General features: G+C 39.0%; 5 protein-coding genes. 1 reads left to right on the top strand and 4 read right to left on the bottom strand.

What is annotated here, in order from left to right:
- Window positions 1–298 precede the first annotated feature (298 nt).
- The 3 genes from H6G97_RS49590 to H6G97_RS49580 all read right to left on the bottom strand — a co-directional run bounded on the left by H6G97_RS49590 (window position 299) and on the right by H6G97_RS49580 (window position 1,022).
- Entirely contained in the window at window positions 299–442 is a 144-nt protein-coding gene (locus tag H6G97_RS49590; protein ID WP_190947589.1) for a hypothetical protein, read from the bottom strand.
- Window positions 443–479: 37 nt separating this feature from the next.
- Window positions 480–683, bottom strand: a complete 204-nt coding sequence (locus H6G97_RS49585; RefSeq protein WP_190947588.1) for a hypothetical protein — start codon at window positions 681–683, stop codon at window positions 480–482.
- A gap of 117 nt (window positions 684–800) precedes the next feature.
- Window positions 801–1,022, bottom strand: coding sequence for a hypothetical protein (locus H6G97_RS49580; RefSeq protein WP_190947587.1), 222 nt, complete (start codon window positions 1,020–1,022; stop codon window positions 801–803).
- 211 nt (window positions 1,023–1,233) lie between these two features.
- Between H6G97_RS49580 and H6G97_RS49570 the strand changes: the two genes are divergently transcribed.
- Window positions 1,234–1,554 carry a hypothetical protein gene (locus H6G97_RS49570; RefSeq protein ID WP_190947585.1) on the top strand — a complete coding sequence of 107 codons (321 nt, stop codon included), beginning with the start codon at window positions 1,234–1,236 and terminating at the stop codon, window positions 1,552–1,554.
- A 70-nt stretch (window positions 1,555–1,624) separates the two neighbouring features.
- On the opposite strand, the gene H6G97_RS49565 is transcribed toward H6G97_RS49570, so the two are convergent.
- The gene (locus tag H6G97_RS49565; protein ID WP_190947584.1) at window positions 1,625–2,194 is read right to left on the bottom strand and encodes a hypothetical protein; all 570 of its coding nucleotides are present in this window, start codon (window positions 2,192–2,194) and stop codon (window positions 1,625–1,627) included.
- Window positions 2,195–2,613: the final 419 nt, after the last annotated feature.

Genomic DNA, 2,613 nt, shown 5'->3' with positions numbered 1-2,613 from the left:
TTTTTTTGATTGTCTCACGAGTGGTATCTAACTAATTTGGTACGATAAACGATAAAACAATGTATATTAAGTTTTCTAAAAAGCTTAAAACTAAGTATTCATCGTCTAAGTAATTATTTGTATAATTTGTAACTCTCAGCCTATTCTTAATACTCAAACGCTTAAAGCTTATGAGTATTTTTATTTACTCGTACCAGAGAGTTCTAATCCAGTTTCATACTACATATTGAAGTGCGGAATGTGGGTTGATAGTGTTAATCACATCCTCTCTATTCGTTGTGCTTATCTCAATGGTTTATTAGCTATTTGAGTCTTTCTGCCAAAAGTGGATGCTCCCGCCATTATGTTCTTGAGCGATGGCCTCTGCTAAATCCTGTCTGCTAAGTCGTGGCGGTGCCATTAGCTCAATCTCAAAACCAATTTTCCAATTCAACTCAGACATCACTGTTTAATGATTGCTAAAAATTAGTCTAAACTTACTATTTTGAGGTACGAGCATATTGCAATGCTTCCTCGATAATCTCGTCATTTCCCAAAATTAAGTTACGTTCAATCCTTACTTTGGCATCCTCCGGTGACGGTTCACCCCAAAATTTAGCCAGTAATGCGGCATCATCGTATTTATATTTTGACTCATTATATAGAGAGTTTGGGGTTGTTCCTACTGACTGGAGAGCTTTCACTCTAGCATCTAAAAGAAACTGTTCTAGGATAGCAACATCCTTTCTTCCCCAAAGAATTTTTCTGCCAATTCTAGCTTTCGCATCTTCTAGCGACTGTCCCCAATAATTAGCTAAAACTCATGCATCCCAATAGTGATATTGACTTCTAAAAAAAGCTTGGAGTTCTTTATTTAGACCTGTTGGCTTTGGTGTCTTTGTAAAGTTTGCCTCTCTTTCAGTAATATCGCTGTTTGATTGATAATTCTCATTAATCTCTTGTGCAACTGCTGCATTTATAAAAGTGCTTACAGAAGCAAATAAGTTTAACAATAATAAGGAAATCTGTAACTTACATTTCATCTTGAATTTCTCCTACATTGATATAACTAATAACTTTTGAGAATGTCAATGACTCTTTAATCTGAGCCGCTATTTTATCTACATAGCAACCATGTGCCCTCAATCTAATTACCTCTGGTCTGTCTTTTACCTTCTGGGGTACATCTGCTGTTCTCACATTGAAAAGAGTTCTATAGCCGGACTTACGCTTCTCTATAACTCATTGGGATAAGTGAAATCAGAATATGCAGCCTTTGAGATTTTAGACTCTCCCCTCCTTTATTTCGTCGGGATCGTCAATCTAATGGTGCGGGTTTTTTCGCCCCAGCTCTCTGAAGAACGACGATTAGTTCTACGGTTAACGTTAGAACCAAGTGGTGAATTAAATCTACTGCGGATCGGACTACCCGTAAAGCGGTTTCAAGTTTATCCTCGTAACGTCGTGGATATTCCCCTGACTGTCAAGAATGTGGGGTCACAGCGATTAAGCAGGCGCGGGAATTGCGTCAGCACTGCTATCGAAACTGCTGCTGGGCGGGGGGCGAGCCACTAGTACAGCTATTAGTACGCCCTTGGATGGTGAAAACGGCGGTGATTGCATGAATGATGAAGGGCGTGTTTTTTCAACTCAGCAAACTTTTAAACCGTAATAGCCACGCCAGCATAATACCGGTTACTGCCGCACTCGCAGCCCAACTTATACCATAGAACAAAACGTTTTTTATAACATAATGCAAACTGCTAACATCACCCAGAAATGCAGTAACAGTCAACCTCACTGCTGCACTCACGACCCCACTTACCGTACTAACGGGTATCCACCACGCTGCGTATTGAGTGTGGTGGCGTAGAACTAACCATTGGGCAACCCCAAGTAAGGTAAAAGTTATAGAATTATTGACGACATCATATCCGAAAGGTCCTATAGTCGTTTGGTAGTATGGTACAAAAATACGCACAAACCAACCAAGAAAGGTAGCAAGTATCCACCAGCCAGCGTATGGAATGTAATGGCGTAGAATCAACCATTGAGCGACTCCGATGATAAGACCAGTCATGAATATAAAGGAGAAATGATCTTCATTGCCAAAAATCCAAGCTCCAAAAATTATTCCGCCTATTGTAGTAGCTATCACCCATAACAACCACAAGAAAAAAAGCGATTCCGGACTTTGAATATTTGTATGTTCCATGCTGCTATTTCCTCCAATCTTGATAGCAAATCTTAACCAGAATTACATTATCAAATAAAAATTAGAATCCACTATATTTTCTGTGAATTCTATAAATAAAGAATTGGATTTAACTGAAGCTTCTGCTTCTGTAGGCGTAGGAACTGAAAACGGACCTTCTATTAAAGCTTGTTCAATAACAGCACTAGTTAGGCGAGCGCAGTTCAAATGCATAATTGTAATCGTTCATGGGGGTAATTTATTGCTGAAATCGAGCAAAATATAATGATTGAAGAAGCTACAGCGACTAAACACACAAGCTCATCGATGAAAATTAAGACTAAATCATCTCGGAAGACACATAATGTATAGGAAGCATTTATTACTTAATCAGTAGTAGGAACTTTGGGGAGTAAGGATGGAGTTGGTTGACTAGAGCG

This window comes from Nostoc flagelliforme FACHB-838, from assembly GCF_014698065.1.
Lineage (GTDB): Bacteria > Cyanobacteriota > Cyanobacteriia > Cyanobacteriales > Nostocaceae > Nostoc > Nostoc flagelliforme_B.
The sequence above is the reverse complement of the archived record's forward strand: the minus strand, read 5'-3'. Positions and strand labels throughout refer to the sequence as shown.